Here is a 17,739-nt window from a genome sequence, read left to right on the forward strand (position 1 = left end):
GGGCCACGGTGTCCGCACGCCGGGCCGCACCGCCGCCGTGCCGAAGAGTGGTCATGACGTGTCCAGCCAGTCCCTCATCCGTTCCAGCAGCCGGCCGGTGTCGACCGGTTTGGTGACGTGGTCGTCGGCCCCGGCGGCCAGGCTGCGGTCCCGGTCTCCGGGCATGGCCTTGGCGGTGACGACGACGACCGGCAGCCGCTCGAAGCGCGCGTCGGCCCGGATCGCCGCGATGGCCGCGTAGCCGTCCATTCCGGGCATCATGACGTCCATCAGCACCAGGTCGGTCTCCGGGTGGGCGCGCAGCAGGTCGATCCCGGCGCGGCCGTCGGAGGCGTGCAGGACGGTCAGTCCGTGCTGTTCCAGGGCTGCGGTGAGCGCGAAGACGTTGCGGATGTCGTCGTCGACGATCAGCACGGTCCGCCCGGCGGGCGGTCCCGCCACGACCGGGCCCGCGGCGGCCGGCCCGGCCGCCGGGGGACTCTCACCTCCGAGCGCCCGGATCACCCGCACCCGCAGCTCGTCCAGTCCGCCGACCTGCTCCACGCCCCCGGGCGGCGGGCCGCTGCCCCCGTACCCGAGCACCGGCGGGCCCTCCTCCGCGAGCTCCCCGAGCAGCGGCGCGAGGTCCGCGGAGCCGACCAGGTCGAGCAGGACGCACCGGTACGGCCCACCCGTGAGCGCGGCCCGCAGCCCCGCCTCGTCATCCACCCCGTGGATCCGCACCGGCGACGCCGGACCGCCGTCCGGTGGAGCTTCCGAGCGTCCGTCCGGGGAACCGCCCGACGAAGCCTCCATCTCCCCGACCGCCGCCCGGGCGAGCTGGGTGAGCAGCCCCGGCGGCTCGGGCTCCACCACCAGGACCCGCGGCTCGGCCCCGCCCTCCGCCACCTGCTCGCCCAGCGGCAGGTACAGCGTGAACCGGCTGCCCTGCCCCGCCGCCGAGCGGACGGTGATGGTGCCGCCGAGCAGCCGGGCGAGCTCCCGGCTGATCGACAGCCCGAGGCCGGTGCCGCCGTAGCGCCGCGCGGTGGAGCCGTCGGCCTGCTGGAAGGCGCCGAAGATGGTGTCCAGGTGGGCCGGGTCGATGCCGATCCCGGTGTCGTCCACGTGGAAGGCCACCGCGGCGTGCGCCCGGCCGAGTCCGGACGGCAGTTCCGCCTCCTCGACGCGTTCGATCCGCAGCTCGACCCGGCCGGTGTCGGTGAACTTGACGGCGTTGGACAGCAGGTTGCGCAGCACCTGGCGCAGCCGGGCCTGGTCGGTGACGATCCGCTCCGGCACGGCCCGGTCGACGGACATCTCGAAGGCGAGGCCCTTCTGGTCGGCCAGCGGCCGGAAGCCGGACTCCACGTACTCCAGCAGCTCGCGCACCGCGAAGGGTTCGATGGCCAGGTCCATCTTCCCGGCCTCCACCTTGGAGAGGTCGAGGATGTCGTTGATGAGCTGGAGCAGGTCGGTGCCGGCCGAGTGGATCACACCCGCGTACTCGACCTGCTTGGGGGTGAGGTTCCCGCTGTTGTTCTCGGCGAGCAGCTGGGCCAGGATGAGCAGGCTGTTCAGCGGGGTGCGCAGCTCGTGGCTCATGTTGGCCAGGAACTCCGACTTGTACATCGACGTCCGGGTCAACTCCCGCGCCCGCTCCTCAAGTTCCTCGCGCCCCTGCTCGATCTCCAGGTTCTTCGCCTCGATGTCCCGGTTGCGCTGGGCGAGCAGCGCGGCCTTCTCCTCCAGCTCGGCGTTGGAGCGGCGCAGTTCCTCCTGCCCGTCCTGCAACTCCTCGGAGCGGGCCTGGAGTTCGGCGGTGAGCCGCTGGGACTCGCCCAGCAGCTCGTCGGTGCGGGCGTTGGCCAGCAGGTTGCCGAGGTTGGCCCCGCAGGCCTCGGCGAACTGGGCCAGGAAGTCGCGGTGCACTTCGGTGAACGGGTGGACGGAGGCGAACTCCATCACGCCGATCAGCCACTCCTCCAGGGCGATCGGCAGGATGACCACCGAGCGGACGTCACCGCTGCCCGCGGCGGAGGAGACGGTGGCGTAGCCGGGCGGCAGATCGTCCACGGCGACGGCCCGCCGGCTGCGGGCGGCCTGGCCGACCAGGGACTCCCCCAGCCGCAGCCGCCGTTGCTCCCCGGCCGGCCTGCCGTAGGCGCTGATCAGGGCCAGTTCGGTCTCCTCCGCGCCCTCCTCGGCGAGGAAGAACGCGCCGTACTGGGCGCCGACCAGCGGGGTCAGCTCGTCGGTGATCATCTCGGCGACGGCGCGGATGTCCCGCCGGCCCTGGATCGCGGCGGAGAAGCGGGCCAGGTTGGTCTTGAGCCAGTCCTGCTCCTGGTTGGCCAGGGTGCTCGCGCGCAGCGATCCGACCATCGCGTTGATGTTGTCCTTGAGGTCGGCGACCTCGCCGGAGGCGTCCACGCTGATCGAGCGGGTCAGGTCGCCGGCCGCGACGGCGCTGGTGACCTCGGCGATCGCCCGGACCTGCCGGGTCAGGTTGCCGGCCAGCTCGTTGACGTTCTCGGTGAGCCGCTTCCAGGTGCCGGAGACGCCCTCCACCCGGGCCTGCCCGCCGAGCCGGCCCTCGCTGCCGACCTCCCGGGCCACCCTGGTCACCTCGGCGGCGAACGAGGACAGGGTGTCCACCATGGTGTTGACGGTGGTCTTCAGCTCCAGGATCTCCCCGCGCGCATCCACGTCGATCTTGCGGGTCAGGTCGCCCTCGGCGACGGCGGTGGTGACCTGGGCGATGTTGCGCACCTGGCTGGTCAGGTTGTGCGCCATGAAGTTGACGTTGTCGGTGAGGTCCTTCCACGTCCCGGCGACGCCCCGGACGGTGGCCTGCCCGCCCAGGATGCCCTCGGTGCCGACCTCGCGGGCCACCCTGGTCACCTCGGCGGCGAACGCGGACAGGGTGTCCACCATGGTGTTGATCGCGTCGGCGAGGGCCGCGACCTCGCCCTTGGCCTCGACGGTGATCTTCCGCGACAGGTCCCCGCGGGCCACCGCCGTCGCCACCTCGGACATCGAGCGGACCTGGCCGGTCAGGTTGGAGGCCATCACGTTGACGTTGTCGGTGAGGTCCTTCCACGTCCCGGAGACGCCCCGGACGGTGGCCTGCCCGCCCAGGTTCCCGGCGGTGCCGACCTCCCGGGCCACCTTGGTCACCTCGTCCGCGAACGAGGACAGCTGGTCGACCATCGTGTTGATGGTCTCCTTCAGCTCCAGGATCTCGCCGCGCGCGTCGACCCGGATCTTCTGGGTCAGGTCGCCCTCCGCGACGGCGGTGGTCACCTCGGCGATCGAGCGGACCTGGGCAGTGAGGTTGTCGGCCATGACGTTGACGGACTCGGTGAGCGCCTTCCACGTGCCGGAGACGTCCCGGACGTCCGCCTGACCGCCCAGCCGGCCCTCGGTGCCGACCTCGCGCGCGACCCGGGTGACCTCGGCGGCGAACGAGGACAGCTGGTCGACCATGGTGTTGATGGTCGTCTTGAGTTCCAGGATCTCCCCGCGCGCGGCGACCGAGATCTTCTGGGTGAGGTCCCCCTCGGCCACGGCGGTCGCCACCTGGGCGATGTTGCGCACCTGCCAGGTCAGGTTGCCCGCCATCGCGTTCACCGAGTCGGTCAGGTCGCGCCACGTCCCGGCGACGCCCGGCACCTGGGCCTGACCGCCGAGCCGGCCCTCGCTGCCGACCTCCCGGGCCACCCTGGTCACCTCGGCGGCGAACGAGGACAGGGTGTCCACCATGGTGTTGACGGTGCACTTGAGCTCCAGGATCTCCCCGCGCGCGTCCACCTCGATCTTCTGGGTGAGGTCGCCGCGGGCCACCGCCGTGGTGACCTGGGCGATGTTGCGCACCTGCCAGGTCAGGTTGCCCGCCATCGCGTTCACCGCGTCGGTCAGGTCCAGCCACGTCCCGGTCGCGTCGGGCACCTGGGCCTGACCGCCGAGCCGCCCGTCGGTGCCGACCTCCCTGGCCACTCGGGTCACCTCGGACGTCACCCGGGCCAGCTGGTCGGCCATGCCGTTGAAGACCACGGCGATCTCCCCCAGCACCCCCGGCACGTCCGCGGCGAGCCGGGTGCGGAAGTCCCCGTCGCGCACGGCCGTCAGCCCGGCGAGCAGCTGCCGCAGCGCCTGCTCGGCCGGATCGGCCGCGGGGGCTCCGGGTACCGGCTGCTCGTCCATCCGTCCACCGTCCGGATCGCTCGCACGGCCGGGGCGCTCCGTCCGGGCACCTCGGCCCCGAGGGCGGCGGGCCGCCGCCCTGCTCCCACTGTGCCACCGCGGGCCGGGGGTGACACGCGGGGCGGTTCACTCGGGGCCGGGCGGCCGGCGCGGGCCTCAGGCCGGCACGGTCTCGTGGATCGGGAAGGCGTCGACGGCACCGGTGAGTTCGAGCATCCGCAGGATCAGCGGCCGGGGCCGGGCCAGCTCGATCCGGCTGCCGTCCGCGGCCGCCCGGGCCTTGGCCCGCAGCAGGGCGTTGAGCCCGGTGGAGTCGCAGAACTCCAGCCCTGCGCAGTCCACCACGACCACGGTGGCGGGCTCGGCGAAGGCCCGGTCGAGCGCCTCCCGCAGGTCGGCGATCGAGTCGAGGTCCAGCTCGCCGAGCAGTACCAGCACGGTGCCCAGGGCCCACGGCCGGATCTCGACGGTGAGCCCCTCGGCCCGGCCCAGGGCCGGGTTCCCGGATCTCGACGGGCGCTGCGTCATGGCTGCGGGGCTCCTCTCGCTCGGTCCGGATCCCGCACCGATCGGTGCCGACGCTCACGCCCATGCGGCTATCCACTGCGGCGCACCGGAAACCCCTCGGGCCGGGAAGGACGCCGGCCAGTCGACCGGTCGGGCTCCCCGTCCGCACCGTCCGCCGTCAGGGCCGGCGGGCGCGGCACCTCCAGCCAGACCAGCTTCCCGACGCCCTCGGGCTGCGAGCCCCAGGCGCGGGCCAGCCGGTCCACGACCCGCAGCCCGTGCCCGCCCGGCCGTCCCGCACCGCCGAACGGGCGCAGCCGCGGCTGGACGGGGCTGGCGTCCGCGACCTCCACCCGCAGCCGGGCACCGTCCCAGTGCAGCCGCAGCTCGCGCGGGCCTCCGGGTGCGTGCAGACAGGCGTTGGTGACCAGCTCGGAGACCATCAGCAGGACGTCCTCGGCCGCGGCCCGCCGGTCCGCGTCGGCGGCCGGCAGCCAGTGCCAGGACATCAGCGCCCGCCGGCTGAACTCGCGGCTACGCTGCACCGCGCCGGCGCTGCCCTGCAGCGCCAGCCGCCTGGTCTGCTCCCGGCCTGGCGGCCCACCGTTCCCGGGGCGGTCCATGGCCTGCCTCCTACCTCGGCCCGGACGGCTGGACGGGCCCGGCGGAGCCCTCGCCGGAGGCCGCCAGCGCCGTGCGGAGGTCGGGGTGGACCCGCAGCACGCCGTCGGCCTCGGTGATCGCGAACAGCCGCGCCACCGACGGGCCGGGGCCGGCCGGCTCCAGCCTCAGCCCGGCCGTCTGCGCGTCAAGCCGGGCGCGCAGCAGGACGTTCAGCCCGGTCGAGTCGCAGAACCGCAGGCCGGTGAGGTCGGCCACGATCCGTTCGGCGTCGTCCGCCGACGGCGGGTGGGCGAGCGCGGCACGCAGTTCGTCCGCGGTGTCCCGGTCCAGCTCCCCGACCACGGTGACGATCCGTACCGGCCCCCGGTCGCCCACCGCGATCCGCAGGTCGCCGGACTCGTCGCCCCCGGTGGGCTCGCAAGGCTGATCGGATGGCCGTGACATGGCCCGCTCCCGGTCCGGTCCGGACGGCGGGGCGCCGTCGTGGCCGTCATCGCGCGCACCGTGCCGGGCCGCGCGAACGGCCGTACCCGCGAACATCCCGGGTACGGGCGGGAGCACCATCCGTCGGTCGTCCATGCCCCGCGCCTGCCCCGACCCCACCGGGTCACACGCGCCGGCCCGCATCACGACCTGACCGTACCCCGGACGTTAGAGCCCGCCGCGGCGGGGAAGGCGCCAAGTGGAGGGGCTTGGCGGGCGCTTGCCCGCAGGCCGCTCGCCGGTTCGTGCCACCCCGTCCCGACCGGGGCGCGCGAACGCATGGAGGACAAGGACAGGCCGTGAGATTCCTCGACCGCAGCACCGCCGGACACCAGCTGGCCCGCAGGCTCGTCCCGCTGCTGGGCGGGCGGGCCGGTGCCGGGGTGGTGGTCCTCGGCCTCGCCCCCGGCGGGCTGCCGGTGGCCGCCGAGGTCGCCGAGGCCCTGGATGCCCCGCTCGACGCCACGGTGGTCCGGCCGCTGGCCGTGCCCGGCCACGACCGCCCGGTCGGCGCGATCGCCGACGGCGACCCGCCGCTGTTCGACGGGTACACCCTCAGGACCCTCGGCGTCACTCCGGCGGAGCTGGGTGCGAGCGTCAAGCGGGAGCGGGTCGAGGTCCACCGCCGCGAGGCGCTCTACCGCCAGGGCCGGTCCCGGCTGTCACTGCACGGGTGCACCGCCGTCCTCGTCACCGACGGCCTGACCGACGCCCTCACCGCCCGAGCGGCCCTGCACGCCCTCGCCGCCGACCGCCCGGCGCACCTGATCCTCGCGGCGCCGGTCGGCGACGCCCGGATCGCGGCCGACCTGCGCCGGGACGTGGACGCGGTGGTCTGCCTCCACCTGCCCCGCTACGCGCACGCCGCCGGGCCCTGGTACGGCGAGTTCCACGAGGTCACCGACCGCGAGGCGGCCGTCCTGCTGCGGCGGCACACCCCGGCGGGCGGACGGAGCTGAGGGGCGACCGGCCCCCACCGCCAAAACCCGTTGCCCGGTGAGAGGTGCCCGGACCATCCTCCCGTCATGAACCTTCCCGAGCACGTCATCACCCTGGACGAGGTGACCCTGCGCCGCTTCGACGGCGAGGCGGACCTGCCCGAGTTCTTCACGGTCATCGAGGAGTCGCTGGAGCACCTGCGGCCCTGGATGCCCTGGGTGGCCGAGCACAGTCGCGCCAGGACCGCCGAGTTCCTCGCCGGCCGCGCGGAACGCTGGGAGAGCGGGCGGGACTTCACGTACGCGATCGTGCTCGACGGCGCGATCGTCGGCGTCTGCGGGCTGTTCAGGCGCGAGGACGCTCCGTCGGACACCCGGGAGATCGGCTACTGGCTGCACCCCGCCGCGACCGGGCGCGGGCTGGTCACCCGGGCGGTGCGGGCCGTGGTCGAGCAGGCGTTCCGCCTCCCCGGGGTGGAGTGCGTCGAGATCGTGCACGACCCGGCCAACCGGGCCAGCGGCGCCGTTCCGGCCCGCCTCGGCTTCACCGAGCACCTGCGCCGACCCGCCGAGGCGATCGCCCCGGCGGAGAGCGGCGAGGAGTTGGTGTGGCAGCTCACCCGGGAGCAGGCCTCGGCTTGATGATCCCGGCGGTCCAACTACGCTCTGCCGCGTACCGGGTCAGCGTGTACTGACCCCGGCCGTCCAAGGGCCTGTCCTCGAACTCGCGCCTGCGGGGCGAGCTCGAGGACGGGCCCCGGCTGTGGGCCGGCGCTCAGCCCGCGTACACGTCCTCGACGTACCGACCGGCCTCGATCAGCCCCTGCAGCCAGGCCTGCGACCGCTGCTCGTCGGCGCCCGGAGTGCGCTCCCGGTACAGCGCCCGGAAGGCCGCCCGGACGCCCGGCGCCATCCGGGCCCCGTCACCGCACACGTACACCTCGGCACCGGCTTCGAGCAGCTCCCAGACCTCGGCCGCCTCGGCGGTGATCCGGTCCTGCACGTAGCGCCGCCCGTGCTGCGGCCGCTCGCTGAAGGCGGGCCGCAGCGACACCGCGCCGGCCTGTTCGGCCGCCTCCAGCTCGCCCCGGTGCAGGTAGTCCGCCGCCGCGTCGTCGCAGCCGAAGTACAGCAGCGCCGGGGCGAGTTCGGCCCCCTCGGCGAGCAGCGCCCGGCGGTCGGCGACGGCGCCCCGGAAGGGTGCCAGGCCGGTGCCGGCCGCGATCATGACCACCGGGGTGCGGTGGCCGATCCGGAACGCCTCGCGGCAGGGCTGGACCCGGGCCAGCACGGTGTCACCGACGGCCACCCGGTCGAGGTGGCCGGAGCCGGTGCCGCGGAAGGTGCCCCGGCCGGAGCGGGCCGGCCCGCTGAGCACCGAGACCATCAGGTCCACCTGGCCCGGGTCTCCGGCGGGCGAGGAGGAGATCGAGTAGTGCCTCGGTCGGATCGGCGACAGCAGCTCCAGCAGCACCGGCCAGGTGAGCCGCTCCTGCACGGCCGGGTGGTCCTCGATCAGGTCCAGCAGGGTGCGCGGGTCGTCCTCCGGCAGCGCCCGCAGCGCGGCCTGCTCGGGCGGGCAGGGGTTGAGCGCGGCCAGTGCGACGCGCTGCTCGGCACTCGGGCGGTCCTGCAACTCGACGTGGTGGGTGAGCAGTTCGCGCACCGTCAGAGGGCGGTCGACGGCCGGTCCGGTGCGCCGGTGCGCCACGATGCCCAGCACCGTGTCCGGGTCGGCGCCGAACAGCTTGGCGGCGCGCTCGACCAGCGCCGGGTCGTTGGCCGGCAGCACGGTGAGGTGGTCGGCGGTCCGGTAGCCGGTGCCTTCCGGCAGGGCCAGGCGGACCAGCCGCTTGACCCGGTGGTAGTCGGGGTCGGTCAGGCTGCCGACGGCGGTGACGGTCAGCTCCGCCATGTCGTGCCGGGCGGCCAGCGCGGCCAGCGGGCCGCCGGTCACCTCGGTCACCGAGTAGGCGGCCTCCGGCTGCGGCGCGGCGGGTGCGTCGGCGTCCCCGTAGCGCGCCAGCAGGGCTTCGCGCAGTGCCCCGGTGAACTGCCGTACGGTGCCGGCCAGGTCGCCGGAGGCGTCGGCCTCGGCGCGGGCCAGCAGCCGGGTGCCGCCGAGCGCGGCGAGCCGGTCGTCGATCAGCGCCGGGACGCGCTGGTAGGTCGCGGCGTAGGTGCGGTCGCCGATGCCGAGCACCGCGTACTCGACACCGTCGGCCGTCCCGCCGTCCCCGGACTCGTGGGAGTCGTGCGACTCCTGGAGCCGGCGGACGAACCGGGCCGCGTCGTCGGGCGGCTGCCCGTTGTACGAGGCCGCGGTGATCACCACCGGCCGGTCGGTGGGCAGCCCGTCCGCGTACGCGTCCAGCGGGGCGATCTCGGTCTCGCAGCCGAGGTCGGCGGCGGCCTCCGAGAGCTGCCGGCTGAACTCCCGGCAGGCGCCGTAGTTCGATCCGTGCAGGAGCAGCAGTCCGGTCCCCCGCCGGACCCGCCCGGGGCGCTCGGCGGCCGGGCCGGCCTGCCGGTCCACGGCCGTCGGCGCGGCGGCGAGGTCGACGGTCCGCACGGGCGTGCGCCGGGCGAGGCCGAGGGTGAACCCGTCGGGCTTGATGGTGAGCGTCTGCTTGACGGTGAGCCGGTAGTCGGCGTGGTCGATCAGCCGGTAGCGGTGGACCAGCATGCCGAGCAGCATGACGGCCTCGTGCAGCGCGAACTGCCGTCCGATACAGGCGCGTTCGCCGGTGCCGAAGGGCTTGAAGGCGTGCGGGGAGCGGGCCTGCTCGCACTCGGGGTCGAACCGGGACGGGTCGAACAGCTCCGGGTTGTCGCCCCATGCCGGGTCGCGGTGCAGCATCGGCGTGCTGACGAAGACCGTCTCCCCGGCGCGCAGCGGGATGCGGCCGCCGAGCAGGGTGTCCTCGCGCGCCTCCCGGCTGAACGCGGGCGCCGTCGGCCACAGCCGCAGCGCCTCGTTGAGCACCTGGCGGGTGTGGCGCAGCCGTCCGACGTCCTCGTAGGAGGGCTCCGGGTCGGCCTGGGTGCCCCAGAGCGCGTCCACCTCCCGCTGTACCTGCCGCAGCACGGTCGGGTGCTTGACCAGGTAGTACAGCGCGAAGGAGAGCGCGCCCGAGGTGGTCTCGTGGCCGGCGATCAGGAAGGTGATCACCTGGTTGCGGATGTTCTCGGCGTCCAGCCGGGTGCCGTCCGAAGGCCGGACCGCACCGAGCATCAGGCCGAGCAGGTCCTCGGCCGGGCCCTGCTCCTCCTCCCCGGCACGGGCGGCGATCACCTCGTCCACCACGTTGGCCAGGTAGTCGGCGTCGGCCCGGAAGGCCGCGTCGCTTTCGCGGTGGTCCGCCTGTGGGTCACGGGTGAGCCTGGTCATCGCCCAGTTCAGGCAGCGCACCATCGCCTCGACGAAGGGGTGCGGCTCGTCCCGCTCGAAGGATCCGAAGTCGAAGCCGAATCCGGCCAGCCCGATGGTGTCCAGGGTCATCCGGGTCATGTCGCCGGGCACGTCCACCGGCAGTCCGGCGGCCTGCCGGCGGTCCCAGGAGTCGACCAGCCGGCGGGCCACCCGCAGCATCACCGGGTGGTAGGTGCGCATCGAGCCGAGCGCGAAGGCGGGCATCAGGATGTCGTGCGCCCGGGCCCAGTTGGGCTCGTCGTTGTAGGCGGTGAACAGGCCGTCGCCGGTGAACTGACGGACGTTCTCCAGCGCCGGGCCGATCGACTTGGTGAACCGGGTCTCGTCGGCCAGCTCCGCCACCAGCTCCAGGCTGCTGACGACCAGGAGGTCCCGGCCGTGCAGCCGCTGGACGAAGGCCGGGCCGTGCTCTCTGGCCAGTTCCATGGTGCGCAGCATCGGGGCGGCGGCCGGCGGCGCCGCCGAGATGTCCACCAGGGGGACGGCCCGGCCCTCCGCCCCGGCCGCCCGCTCGTCCTCGGTCATGCTCTCCACGGTCTCGGTCATCGCTGTGCCCCTCCCACGGCAGGAAACTTTTCGGCTTGCACCACTGTGCGCCCATCGGACGGCGGATCCGGCCGGGATCACTACATGATTGTGTAGTACCCGGGGCGGTCGCGGACTTGCCCACGAACCGTCAGCTCTGGCCCCCGGCAAGGAGAACCACAGATGCGAACGACCGAGGGCTGCGGCCCCGCGCCGGGCAGCCGGCCGGACGCCGCCGTGATCTGGCGCAACCGGGCGCTGCGGCTGATGGACCACGTACCGCTGCCCATCGCGGTGTGCGAGTTCGGCGGGCGGATCCTGATCGTCAACCGCGCGATGGCAGCCGAATTCGGGCGTTTGCCGGGGCAGATGCGCAACCGTAGGATTCTGGAGTTCTTCACCCTCCGGGACAGCGGCACCCTGGAGGCGCTCACCGAGGCCGTGCGGCTGCACCGCCGCTCCCAGTACCCGGCCCGGGTCTCCTGGACACCCGCCGGCGGCCGCGGGCGGAACGGCGAGATGACTGTCGCCCTCGTCGGCGACACTCCGGAGCAGACCCCGAGCCTGCTGCTCTCCCTGCAGGCCGCAGAGCCCGCCGACGAGGCCCCGCCGCCCGGCCCGCAGGCCGACACCAGCCCGGTCGAGGCCCGCATCCTGGCCGCGGCGGCCCGCGGCGACACCACCGCACAGATCGCCCGGGAGATCGGCGTCACCCCGGACGGGGTCAACTACCACCTGGCCCGGCTCTCCCGCCGCTGGCGCGTCCCCAATCGCACCGCCCTGGTCGCCCGGGCCTACGCCACCGGCGTCCTGGCCCCGGACACCTGGCCGCCGCGGCCGGCCGGTCCGGTGTGACGTACCGCCGGGCCCTCGGAGTCAGTCCGCGGCGACCCGCTGCGCCTCGATGAACGCCGTCGTGGCGGTGGGGTCCGGCAGCGGGCGCCCGTAGCTCTCCCCGAGCCGGACCAGGGTGGTGACCTCCGCCGTCCAGCCGTGTCCGGCGAGCCACTGGTCGGTGCCCGGGCCGAGCCCGCCCCGCCGCCGACCCGGCCGACGGGCGGCGCACCCTGCTCACCGTCTCCGACCCTGCCCGGCGAGCCGTCCACGCCCACGTCGCCCGGCCCGCCGAACCGGTCATCGCCAGGGCCGTGCCGGCCCCGGAGAAGGCCCGGAGGGTCACCGAACTGCTGGACGAGCTCGCCGGCCTGCTGCTGCCCTGACCTGCGACGCCGCCGGCCCCTCGCCCCGCCCCCCTTGCGGAGTTCCACAAGTCGGTTACAAGCTCCCCCCGTTGCTCCCCGCACGGGGCCGATCCCTGCCATCATCCCGGCTGAACCCGGGAGGCACCCGGGAGAGGCCGAGGGAGTGCCATGGACGCGCGGATCAGGGTCGCCGGCGGCGACGGGCTGCGGGAGACGGCGGAGCTCTGGGACTGGCTGCGCCGGGAGCGCGAGCTGGCGGGGCTGGTTCGTCCCCTTCCGTCCCCGCCCGCCGACGGGGAGCTGGGCGGGGTGACCGAGGTGCTGGAGATAGCCCTCGGCGCCGGGGGTGCGGGCGTGGCGCTGGCCGGGTCGCTGTCGGTCTGGCTGCGGACCCGCCGCGCGGACGTGTCGCTCGAAGTGACGACCAAGCGCGGCCGGGTCAAGCTGACCGCACGGCAGATGAAGCAGGAGGACGTCGTCCCGCTCCTGGCCGAGGTGCTGGGCGACGACGATGAGTGAGCTGCCCGGCCCCCCGCACTTCGCCGACTCCCGCGCGATCCTGATCGGCACCGGCACCTACCGGGACACCGGCCTCTCACGGCTGCCCGCCGCCCTCAACAGCCTGCGGGCGCTGCGCCGCACCCTCACCGACCCACGGCTGTGCGGCTGGCCCGAGGAGCGGGTCACCGTGATCGAGGACGCGGCCGACATGCCCGCCCTGGTGCAGACCCTGCGCCTGCTCGCCCGCGAGACCCGCGGCGTCCTGCTGCTCTACTACGTCGGCCACGGCCTCGTACGGCCACGCGGCCAGCTGTGCCTGACGCTCGCCCACACCTCGCCCGAGCACGCCGACGTCACCGGGCTGGACTTCGAGAAGATCCGCGAGGCGTTCCTGGACAGTCCGGCGAAGGTCAAGGCCGTCGTGCTGGACTGCTGTTTCGCCGGCCGGGCCATCGAGGCCCTGGCGGGCGAGGCCGCCCAGGCCGCGTCCACGGACATCCTCGGCACCTACATCCTCACCGCCAGCGACCGCACCGCCCACGTCGTCCCGCTCGCCGAGCAGGCCGACCGGACCACCTCGTTCACCGGCACCATGGTCGACCTGGTCCGCAGCGGGCTCCCCGAGGGGCCGGAGTGGCTCACCCTCGACGCCCTCTACCCGTACCTGCGCGACGAGTTGATCCGGCGCGGGCTGCCCGTGCCCAACCGGCAGGGAACCGACACCGCGGGCCGGTTCGCGTTCACCCGCAACCCCGCCCACCGCCCCGCCCCCGCCCGCGCCTCCCGGCTCGCCCGAGCACTGGCCGCGGCCCTCGCCGAGTGCGCCGACGTCGGGCCCGCCGGCACCGGACAGCTGGCGGAGGCGACCGGGCACTCTCCGGAGCAGGTCGAGGCCTACCTGGCCGGCCGGACCGTCGCCCCGGGCGCCTTCCTGGACGGCTTCGCCGCCCACCTCTCCCGGCTCGGCCGTCCGCCGGCCCCGTCCCGGCTGCGTGAACTCCACGACCTGCGCGCCGCCGAACTGCGCGACAGCCCGGACCCCGCCGACCAGGTGGTCTACCTCCGGGAGGTCACCGAGGAGCTCCGGCGGGCGATCGACGCCCTCACCGCGGAGCGGGACGAGGCCGACCGGGCCCGCGCCGACGAACAGGAGCGCGCCCGTCTGGAGGCCGAGCGCCTCGCCGAGCAGCTCGCGGCCGAGCAGGAGCGCAGCCGACGGCTCCAGGCGGAGTCCGCGGAGAAGGGCCGCCAGCTGAACGCCGCCGCCGGGTTGAACCGCGCGCTGGAGGCGGACCTGGCCCACGTCCGGGAGCAGGCCGAACTCATCACCCGGGAACTGCTCGTACTGCGGCGGCAGGTCGAACACCTGCTGGACCCACCGGACTCGCCGGAGCCGGCCGACGCGCTGCCCGCCGCGGTCACCGCCGCCCGCAGCACCGCCGCATCCGCCGGCGGGGCGCAGGCCGTGACCGACCGGATCCCCTCACCGCCCGCGGGAACACCGCCGCCCCGTCAAACAGCTCCCCCGGCGCCCCGCCGCCCGCGGCGCCACGGCAGCCGGTTCGACTGGCGGAATGCGCTCTCCCCCGCCCGTGTCGTGGCCCAGGCCCTGCTCGTGCTCACGGGCCTGTCCACCGTCGCCCTCGGGTTCTCCTGGTACGTCGACGCCTACGACGACACGGTCGCCTACCGCAGCGCTCCGCTCTGCGGCGCCCCGGGCACCGCGCCCGGCACGGGCTGCACCACCCAGGAGACCGGCCGGGTGACGGGCAAGAAGACCGACCAGAGCAGCGATTCCACCACCTACGACGTCACGGTCTCCCGCGAGGCGGCACCCACCGCCGCCTACAGCGTCACCGAGGAGCTCTACGACAGTGTGGAGAACGGCACCAACGTGGACCTGACGCTCTGGAAGGGCCGTGTGGTCCAGGTCTCCCACCAGGGCCATCGTTCCGCCGTCGTGAGCGCCCTCTGGCTCACCTCCCTCAAACTGGCCCTCCTGGTCGGCCTGGGAACCATCGTCAGCATCTACGGCCTGCTCGGGCGTCGCCTCGAAAGCTGGGGGATCCCGCTCACCGTCCTCCCCTTCCTCGTCTTCCTCACCTTCATCGGCAGCGTCATCCTCCTCATCGCCCAGTGGCCCTTCGCCGTCACCCTCGCCGTCCCCGTCATCGCCTGGCTGGTCCTGACCGCCATCGCCACCGTGATGTCCTGGGAGGGTTAGCGAAGGCCGGCCAGCCGTCCCGGGCCCCACCTTGACCTCAAGTCCGCTTGAACCACGACCCTGGTCGGATGCCTCTCCCCGTGACGACCCGTCTGTTGCCGCGTCCGTACCGGCCGCTGTTCGCCCGCCACGACTTCCGCCGACTCCTGCCGGCCCTGGCCGCCTCCGACCTGGGGGACGGAATGAGCGTGGTCGCCGTGGCGTGGCTGGCCGTCCTGATCGCGCCTCCGGGCCGGTCGGGGCTGGTCGTCGGCGCCGCAGTGGCCGCCTACGCCCTCCCCGGCGCCGCCGGCGCGCTGCTCTTCGGCCGTCGGCTGCGCCGCCTGCCTCCCCGGCGGCTGATCGCCGCCGACAGCCGGGTCCGCGCGCTGCTCCTCGGGTGCGTGCCCCTGGCCTGGGCCGCAGGGGTGCTGCACCCGGTCCTCTACGTCGTCCTGCTCGCCGGGTCCTCGGTGCTGCACGCCTGGGGCAGCGCGGGGAAGTACTCGCTGCTCGCCCGGATGCTTCCCCCGGAGCAGCGGCTGGCCGCGAACGCGCTGGTCAGTGCGAGCGCCTCGGCGTCCGTCATCGTCGGCCCCGCACTCGCCGGATTCCTGGCGACGGCCGTCGGCCCCGCCTGGATCATCGGGCTCGACGCGCTGTCCTTCGCCGTCCTCGCTGTCCAGGTCGGGCGGCTGGGCGACCCGGGCGAGGCGCCGGCCACCGGCGCGCCGACCGACACCGGCCGGTCCGCGGCCGGCCTCCCGCTGTTGCGCCGCCGGCCCGAGCTGCTCGGGATCCTCGCCCTGACCTGGGCCTTCAACCTCCTCTACGGGCCGTTGGAGGTCGCGCTCCCGCTGCATGTCACCGAGGACCTGCACGCCGGTGCCGGCCTCCTCGGGCTGTACTGGACGGTCTTCGGCATCGGTGCGGTTCTGGGGGCACTGGCCGCGGGCACCCTGCGCAGGCTCCCGCTCTGGCCCGTCACCCTGGGCATCATCGCCGGCTGGGGCCTGGCCCTCCTGCCGTTCGGCCTGGGGGTGCCCGCCTCCGTCTCCCTCGTCTGCTTCGCCCTGGGCGGCGTGATCTACGGCCCCTTCACCGCACTGTCCTTCACCCTGTTCCAGGACCGCACCCCGGCGGCCTGGCTGACCGCGGTCCTGGCCGCCCGAAGCGCCGCCCTGCTCACCGCCGCCCCCGTGGGCACCGCACTCGGCGGCCCCCTCACCGCCGCGCTGGGGCCTCAACGGGTGCTGGCCGCTTCGGGACTCGCGACCATCGCGCTCGCCCTCGTGGTCGCCGCGGCGCGAACCGCGGGAAGGCATCGGGCGCCGTCGAGGCCCGCCGGAACCGCAGCCGGTCGGGACGGCGAGCGCCACGCGACAGCCACCTCCGACACCGACGTGACGACCGGTCAGTACCATCTCGGCCGCTCAGCCCAGGGGCACGTCCAGGCAGGCCCGGCGGTGGCTGAAGGTGTCGATCGACCAGCGGCCGTGGTACCGGACGGATCCGCGCTCCCCCACACCGCCGAACGGGAGCTCCGGGATGCCCAGGTGGGCCACCGGGAGGCCGAAGTTGAGGCCGCCGGAAGCGGTCTCACCAAGGGTTCCGCGGGCTCTGAAGGCCATAGCGGCGCAGACGCACCCCGCGGTGATCCACCGTGAAGCCGCTCCTGCAGCGCCCGCCGTGGGCCGGCCGACCCGACGCGCTGTCGGATCGACCGGTACCACGGCGCGTCGGTGGCCGTGGCGCTCCACCTCGGGTCGATGGTCCGGGGGGACGGACGGATCGGGACGCGGAACAGCCGCTCGGTGCGCGCGGGGATGCGGGAGCAGGCGTTCAGAGCGTGCGCCGCACGCCCGCCTGGCGCTCCAGGTTGCGGAGCTGGACGGCCAGGTCGCCGTTCACGGCGGCCCGGGCGGGTCCGCTGCGGCCGATGGGCAGGACCTCCTCGCTGCGCATGTCCTCCAGCAGCAGGGCGAACGCCGTGTACATCGCGACGCACGCCACCAGGAGGCCGAGGGCCCCGGACGTGCGCGTGAGCCACTCGGCGCCCGTGAGGCCGGACAGGCCGGTGGCCGCCCAGCGGGGCAGCGAGACCACCAGCACGAGCCACAGCGCGCGCTTGGGCCGGGTCACGGCGGTCATCAACGCCCCGAAACACAGGAACGCCAGGTTGAACACACCCAGCACCCGGAGGCCGTCGGCGGCGCCGCTGAACATGACCAGCGAGTAGGCCAGCCAGCTGCCGGCGAACACGCCCATGAGTGTCGCCGCGATCACGTCACGGGCACCGAAACACAGGATGCTCACCAGGAACTGCAGGACGAAGGCGGGCAGCACGCACAGGGCGACGGCGCCGCGGGCCTCGGTGCCGAAGAGCCCGAGCTGCAGGCATCCCGTCATCACGGAGGCGATCGCCACCGTGAAGAAGCCCAGCGGCATGGGCGAGGCCATGGGGCGCAGGTTGATCCGGGTGATCGACCGGAGGTCCGGTTCGAAACGGCGCTCCTCGGAAGCGTCCGTCCCACCGGCCGGCGGTCCGTCGCCGCCGGCGGCGGCCGGGGAGGCTGTGGTCATCGTGCGAATCTCTCCTTCAATGTTCCAAGTGGAAGAGCACGTCGACGCCCGGAGCGGCCTGCACCTCGGCGATCTCGGACACGAGAGCCCTCTCGGAGCGATCGGTGGCACGCCCACCGCGTCGACGGCTCGGCATCCCCGAAACTACGACCGGCCCGACCGACCTCGTTTGCCCCCTGCGCCCATGAGTTGGCACGACAGCGCACTACCGGTCACGACGGAAGCCGGAGTCGCCGCCGGACTGCTCCCGCTGCGGTGGACAGGTGGCATCATCGGCGGTGTGGGCTTCGGCGCGTCGTTCTCCGGCGCCATCCGGACCATCATCCCGCTCGTACGGGCCGACCAGCGGGCCGGGCCGTTCGCGGCCGTCCACGTGGTCGCCCACCCGGGCTTCGGAGTGCCGGCGATCATCGCCGGCCTGCTGATCGCCCCCGCCGGCCTGCTCGCCACGGTTCTCGGCCACGGCGCCGCCGTCCTCGCCGTGGCGGCCCTCGGACCGCTCGCGCAGTATCGTTTCGCCGCCCACGGCCGCATCGACGCCCGCCCCTGACGGAG

General features: G+C 74.3%; 12 protein-coding genes and 2 pseudogenes. 7 read left to right on the top strand and 7 right to left on the bottom strand.

What is annotated here, in order from left to right; translation table 11 throughout:
- Nucleotides 1–51 precede the first annotated feature (51 nt).
- The 4 genes from ACIRRH_RS22115 to ACIRRH_RS22130 all read right to left on the bottom strand — a co-directional run bounded on the left by ACIRRH_RS22115 (nt 52) and on the right by ACIRRH_RS22130 (nt 5,760).
- On the bottom strand, nt 52–4,185 hold the full coding sequence (locus ACIRRH_RS22115) for a HAMP domain-containing protein (RefSeq protein WP_403069980.1): 4,134 nt from the start codon (nt 4,183–4,185) through the stop codon (nt 52–54).
- Nucleotides 4,186–4,341: 156 nt separating this feature from the next.
- Nucleotides 4,342–4,713: an STAS domain-containing protein gene (locus ACIRRH_RS22120; RefSeq protein ID WP_403069983.1), complete on the bottom strand. Its 372-nt coding sequence runs from the start codon at nt 4,711–4,713 to the stop codon at nt 4,342–4,344.
- Between the two features lie 68 nt (nt 4,714–4,781).
- Nucleotides 4,782–5,315, bottom strand: a complete 534-nt coding sequence (locus tag ACIRRH_RS22125; RefSeq protein WP_403069986.1) for an ATP-binding protein — start codon at nt 5,313–5,315, stop codon at nt 4,782–4,784.
- 10 nt (nt 5,316–5,325) lie between these two features.
- Nucleotides 5,326–5,760, bottom strand: a complete 435-nt coding sequence (locus ACIRRH_RS22130; RefSeq protein ID WP_403069989.1) for an STAS domain-containing protein — start codon at nt 5,758–5,760, stop codon at nt 5,326–5,328.
- Nucleotides 5,761–6,098: 338 nt separating this feature from the next.
- Between ACIRRH_RS22130 and ACIRRH_RS22135 the strand changes: the two genes are divergently transcribed.
- Nucleotides 6,099–6,758, top strand: coding sequence for a phosphoribosyltransferase (locus ACIRRH_RS22135; protein WP_403069991.1), 660 nt, complete (start codon nt 6,099–6,101; stop codon nt 6,756–6,758).
- A gap of 66 nt (nt 6,759–6,824) precedes the next feature.
- The gene (locus tag ACIRRH_RS22140; RefSeq protein ID WP_403069994.1) at nt 6,825–7,379 is read left to right on the top strand and encodes a GNAT family N-acetyltransferase; all 555 of its coding nucleotides are present in this window, start codon (nt 6,825–6,827) and stop codon (nt 7,377–7,379) included.
- A 133-nt stretch (nt 7,380–7,512) separates the two neighbouring features.
- On the opposite strand, the gene ACIRRH_RS22145 is transcribed toward ACIRRH_RS22140, so the two are convergent.
- Nucleotides 7,513–10,716, bottom strand: coding sequence for a bifunctional cytochrome P450/NADPH--P450 reductase (locus ACIRRH_RS22145; protein ID WP_403069997.1), 3,204 nt, complete (start codon nt 10,714–10,716; stop codon nt 7,513–7,515).
- Between the two features lie 162 nt (nt 10,717–10,878).
- Here ACIRRH_RS22145 and ACIRRH_RS22150 point away from each other — a divergent pair, with 162 nt between their 5' ends.
- The 4 genes and pseudogenes from ACIRRH_RS22150 to ACIRRH_RS22165 all read left to right on the top strand — a co-directional run.
- Nucleotides 10,879–11,550 (top strand): helix-turn-helix transcriptional regulator, encoded by a 672-nt coding sequence (locus tag ACIRRH_RS22150; protein ID WP_403070000.1) that lies wholly within the window; start codon nt 10,879–10,881, stop codon nt 11,548–11,550.
- Between the two features lie 515 nt (nt 11,551–12,065).
- The gene (locus tag ACIRRH_RS22155) at nt 12,066–12,416 is read left to right on the top strand and encodes a hypothetical protein (RefSeq protein ID WP_363392426.1); all 351 of its coding nucleotides are present in this window, start codon (nt 12,066–12,068) and stop codon (nt 12,414–12,416) included.
- Nucleotides 12,409–14,622, top strand: coding sequence for a caspase family protein (locus tag ACIRRH_RS22160; protein ID WP_403070003.1), 2,214 nt, complete (start codon nt 12,409–12,411; stop codon nt 14,620–14,622). The genes ACIRRH_RS22155 and ACIRRH_RS22160 overlap by 8 nt, the downstream gene beginning before the upstream one ends.
- Before the next feature lie 68 nt (nt 14,623–14,690).
- Nucleotides 14,691–15,764, top strand: a pseudogene (locus ACIRRH_RS22165) (MFS transporter); the annotation flags it as partial.
- 270 nt (nt 15,765–16,034) lie between these two features.
- Here ACIRRH_RS22165 and ACIRRH_RS22170 read toward each other — a convergent pair.
- Nucleotides 16,035–16,202, bottom strand: a pseudogene (locus ACIRRH_RS22170) (aldehyde dehydrogenase family protein); the annotation flags it as partial.
- Between the two features lie 241 nt (nt 16,203–16,443).
- Nucleotides 16,444–17,184 (bottom strand): GPR1/FUN34/YaaH family transporter, encoded by a 741-nt coding sequence (locus ACIRRH_RS22175; protein ID WP_403070005.1) that lies wholly within the window; start codon nt 17,182–17,184, stop codon nt 16,444–16,446.
- 184 nt (nt 17,185–17,368) lie between these two features.
- Here ACIRRH_RS22175 and ACIRRH_RS22180 point away from each other — a divergent pair, with 184 nt between their 5' ends.
- A complete protein-coding gene (locus ACIRRH_RS22180; RefSeq protein ID WP_403070007.1) occupies nt 17,369–17,734 on the top strand; it encodes a hypothetical protein in 366 nt (121 codons plus the stop codon).
- The last annotated feature ends 5 nt before the right edge of the window (nt 17,735–17,739 follow it).

The sequence above is a fragment of the Kitasatospora sp. NPDC101235 genome (genome assembly GCF_044767505.1).
Lineage (GTDB): Bacteria > Actinomycetota > Actinomycetes > Streptomycetales > Streptomycetaceae > Kitasatospora.

Coding starts and splice junctions, on each gene's coding strand:
- ACIRRH_RS22130 (WP_403069989.1), bottom strand. CDS start 5,760: ATGTCACGGCCATCCGATCAGCCTTGCGAGCCCACCGGGGGCGACGAG.
- ACIRRH_RS22125 (WP_403069986.1), bottom strand. CDS start 5,315: ATGGACCGCCCCGGGAACGGTGGGCCGCCAGGCCGGGAGCAGACCAGG.
- ACIRRH_RS22150 (WP_403070000.1), top strand. CDS start 10,879: ATGCGAACGACCGAGGGCTGCGGCCCCGCGCCGGGCAGCCGGCCGGAC.
- ACIRRH_RS22175 (WP_403070005.1), bottom strand. CDS start 17,184: ATGACCACAGCCTCCCCGGCCGCCGCCGGCGGCGACGGACCGCCGGCC.
- ACIRRH_RS22115 (WP_403069980.1), bottom strand. CDS start 4,185: ATGGACGAGCAGCCGGTACCCGGAGCCCCCGCGGCCGATCCGGCCGAG.
- ACIRRH_RS22160 (WP_403070003.1), top strand. CDS start 12,409: ATGAGTGAGCTGCCCGGCCCCCCGCACTTCGCCGACTCCCGCGCGATC.
- ACIRRH_RS22145 (WP_403069997.1), bottom strand. CDS start 10,716: ATGACCGAGACCGTGGAGAGCATGACCGAGGACGAGCGGGCGGCCGGG.
- ACIRRH_RS22155 (WP_363392426.1), top strand. CDS start 12,066: ATGGACGCGCGGATCAGGGTCGCCGGCGGCGACGGGCTGCGGGAGACG.
- ACIRRH_RS22180 (WP_403070007.1), top strand. CDS start 17,369: ATGAGTTGGCACGACAGCGCACTACCGGTCACGACGGAAGCCGGAGTC.
- ACIRRH_RS22140 (WP_403069994.1), top strand. CDS start 6,825: ATGAACCTTCCCGAGCACGTCATCACCCTGGACGAGGTGACCCTGCGC.
- ACIRRH_RS22120 (WP_403069983.1), bottom strand. CDS start 4,713: ATGACGCAGCGCCCGTCGAGATCCGGGAACCCGGCCCTGGGCCGGGCC.